Origin of the sequence: Fretibacterium fastidiosum (assembly GCF_000210715.1) — a bacterium.
Taxonomy (GTDB): Bacteria; Synergistota; Synergistia; order Synergistales; family Aminobacteriaceae; genus Fretibacterium; species Fretibacterium fastidiosum.
Genome location: NC_021038.1, coordinates 1,507,822 through 1,511,119, shown reverse-complemented (window position 1 = coordinate 1,511,119; position 3,298 = coordinate 1,507,822). Strand labels below are relative to the sequence as shown.

The window sequence follows — 3,298 nt, the reverse complement described above, 5'->3', positions numbered from 1 at the left end:
CGCGATGCCGGCCTTCCAGGCCATCCCCGCGGAGAGGCGGAGCGCGCCCTCCAGGTGGGGCCGGGCCGCGGGCAGGAAGAGCCAGCGCCATTGCCTGAGCCCGCTCCAGCGAAAGACCCTGGCCATCTCGATGAGCTTCGCGTCGGCGGCCCGGACGCCCGTCAAAAGCGCCGTGCAGAGGATGGGGAACGCCACGACGACCACGACGGCCAGCGCGATGCCGCCGCTCGAGAACAGGATGAGGAGCAGGATGGCGACGGCCGCGATGGGCACACTCTTCATGAAGGCGAGGAAGGGGGCCACGAGGAACTCGGCCGTCCCGGAGTAGAAGCAGAGCGCCGCGGCGGGCGACGCCGCAAGCAGCGCCAGTAGGAGGCCGCCCAGGACGTGCGCCGCCGAGGAGGCGAGGGCACTCCAAAAGGCCCCGGTGCGCGCGAGGCGCAGGAGGGCGCGCAGCGCGTCCGACGGCGCGGCGACGGCGATCCCCTCCGAGAAGCGGAGGGCCAGCGCGTGCCAGACCGCGAGGAAGAACAGGAGGGAGGCAACCCGGCGGAGGGACCGCCTATCGGGCATAGTAGAAGGTTTCGTCCGGCAGAACGCCGCCCACGGACCTCGGGTCGGCGTCGAACAGCACCTTGAGGTATCCGCTTAGCGCCCTCCGCATCTCCGCTCCCGCAAGAGCCGTGATGCCGCAGCGGGGAATGGCCCGCTCCGCGATCCCCGCGTCCTCCAGGACCTCGTGCTTCACGATGAAGCGCGCGGCCTCCGCCGGGTGCGCGTTGACCCACTCCGCGGACGATCGAGCCTCGCGCAGGAAGGCCGCAACCTCCGCGCCGTGGGAGTCCACGTAGTCCCGCCCCGCCGCGTTGACGGCCATCACCAGCTCGGAGCCCAGGTCAAGCCGCCGCCACTCCTCCGTCAGGTCCAGCGCTTCCCGCAAGCCCTTCACCTTCATCGCAGCGGCCTCGACGAAGGGATGCGGCAGCAGGGCCGCGTCCCCCTTCCCTGCGGCGAGGCCTGCGACGACGGCAGCGTGTTCGCTGAGCCACTCGACCTTGCAGTCCGTCCCCGGCTCCAGGCCGTTCGACCTCAAGAGGAAGTTCAGCACGTACTCCGGGGAGGCCCCCCGGCCCGACGCCAGGATGGTCCTGCCCCTCAGGTCCCCCATGCCGTGGATCGCGTCCCCCTTCTCGACGACGGCCAGCACCCCCAGCGTGCTGGCGGAGAGGACCCGCACGCCGCCCTGCGTCCTGTTCCACAGGATCGCCGCCATGTTGGAGGGCATGGCCACGACGTCCGCAGCCCCCTGAACGAAGCGGGCCATCAGGTCCTCCGGCGAGACGGCGAGCTGAAACTCGTACCGGTTCTCCGTCCGTCCCGCCTCCGCTTCCTCCATGAGCCTGGCGAGCCCCATGCCCGTCGGCCCCTTGAGGCAGAGGACCCGAACAGGCCTCTCCCCTCCCGCCTCCGCCCCGTGCGCGGGCGCCGCGAGGAGCGGGGCAAGCACCGCGGCAGCGACGAACAGACCGGCGAAGGCGCGAGCCCACGCAAAAAATCCCATTGCCACCCTGCGTTTCATCGAAACCTTCCGCTTCATTAAAACTTCCTCCGTTTCTCCTCAGAATTTTTTCCTGCGGTTTTTGCTATAATAATCCTACAGCACCTTTTAAATCATTTTTTAAGGAAACAGGGTTAATCGGTTTTAATCTGCATTTAACCCGCCTCCTGAGCGACCTCCCCGAAGGGCGCGTCGTCCGTGCACCGGGGACGCGTCCCAAGTCGTCGCGTCAACGCCGACTAATCCTGTCCTTCCTTAAAAATCATTATACCGATTCAACAGGAATTTCGCGACGCGCTGAAGGCAGGAATCCGTTCCACAATTCTGCAACGCCAAAGGTAAGGGAGTGATCGTTTTGAGTCGTCTCAGCATCATCACGAGCAACCAGGCTCAGGCGACGGTCGAGTCCCTCTACAAGGACCTCGAACGCCGGATCATCGCGAGCCCGCCGGGGCTCTGTCCGCTGGACCTCGCCAGCAGCTTTCTGAAGCTCTGCGCCGCACAGACCTGCGGCAAGTGCGTCCCCTGCCGGGTGGGGCTGCCGCAGCTCGAGCGCCTCATCGAGGACATCCTGGACGGAAGGGGGACGCTGGACACCATCGGCCTGATCGAGCGCACGGCGGAGGCCATCTACGACTCCGCGGACTGCGCCATCGGGTTCGAAGCCGCCTCCATGGTCCTGAAGGGGGTCCGTGGGTTCCGCGACGACTACGTGGAGCACGTCACCAAGGGGCGATGCACCTTCGGGCTCTCGCAGCCGGTGCCCTGCGTCTCGCTCTGCCCCGCCCACGTGGACGTCCCGGGCTACGTGGCCCTCGTCGCCGCGGAGCGCTACCAGGACGCTGTCCGCCTCATCCGGAAGGACAACCCCTTCCCCACCGTGTGCGCCATGGTCTGCGAGCACCCCTGTGAGCGGCGCTGCCGCCGCAACATGGTGGACGACTCCGTGAACATCCGGGGCCTGAAGCTCTACGCGGTGGAGCACGCGGGGGAGGTCCCCATCGAGAAGAAGGCCCCCGGCACGGGCAAGCGGGTGGCCATCGTGGGCGGCGGCCCCAGCGGCATCACGGCGGCCTACTACCTCGCCCTGATGGGACACGAGCCGGAGATCTTCGAGCAGCGAAAACACCTGGGTGGCATGCTGCGCTACGGCATCCCCGCCTACCGCCTGCCGCGCGAGGCGCTGGACGGCGAGATCGACGCGTTGCTCTCCGCAGGGGTCAAGGTCCACCTGGAGACCCCCATCGGGCCGGACTACCCGCTCGAAAAACTGCGCCGCGAGTTCGACGCCGTCTACATCGCCATCGGCGCCCACATCGACAAGCCCCTCGACATCCCCGGCGAGGACGCGAAGGGCGTCATCTCCGCCGTCTCCATCCTGCGCCGGATCGGCGACGACGACTATCCGGACCTGAAGGGCAGGGACGTGGTGGTCATCGGCGGTGGCAACGTGGCCATGGACTGCGCGCGGTCCGCGCTGCGGCTCGGCGCCAGGAGCGTGGACATGGTCTACCGCCGGCGCAAGGAGGACATGACGGCGCTGGCCGAGGAGGTCGAGGCCACGGAGGTCGAGGGCTGTCAGATCTACGAGTTGGCGACGCCCCTGCGCGTCGAGGTGGACGAGGCCGGACACGCGAAGGCCCTGTGGATTCAGCAGCAGATGATCAGCGCCATCAAGGGCGGCCGCCCACCCCGCGGCCTGCGGCACCGAGCCGACGCGCCTGGCCTGCGACCTCCTGA

Annotated in this window: 3 protein-coding genes; 1 reads left to right on the top strand and 2 read right to left on the bottom strand. The window is 68.0% G+C overall.

The features are described 5' to 3' along the window. Both SY1_RS06995 and SY1_RS06990 read right to left on the bottom strand, forming a co-directional pair. Window positions 1-573, bottom strand: a 573-nt coding sequence (locus tag SY1_RS06995) for an ABC transporter permease (RefSeq protein WP_208873224.1), incomplete at its 3' end; no start/stop codon positions are given. Continuing rightward, window positions 563-1,561, bottom strand: coding sequence for an ABC transporter substrate-binding protein (locus SY1_RS06990; RefSeq protein WP_208873223.1), 999 nt, complete (start codon window positions 1,559-1,561; stop codon window positions 563-565). The genes SY1_RS06995 and SY1_RS06990, both read right to left, overlap by 11 nt. Window positions 1,562-1,913: 352 nt before the next feature. Between SY1_RS06990 and SY1_RS06985 the strand changes: the two genes are divergently transcribed. Then, window positions 1,914-3,298: NADH-ubiquinone oxidoreductase-F iron-sulfur binding region domain-containing protein (locus tag SY1_RS06985; RefSeq protein ID WP_208873222.1), on the top strand; the 1,385-nt coding region annotated here is incomplete at its 3' end.

Coding starts and splice junctions, on each gene's coding strand:
- SY1_RS06990 (WP_208873223.1), bottom strand. CDS start 1,561: ATGGGATTTTTTGCGTGGGCTCGCGCCTTCGCCGGTCTGTTCGTCGCT.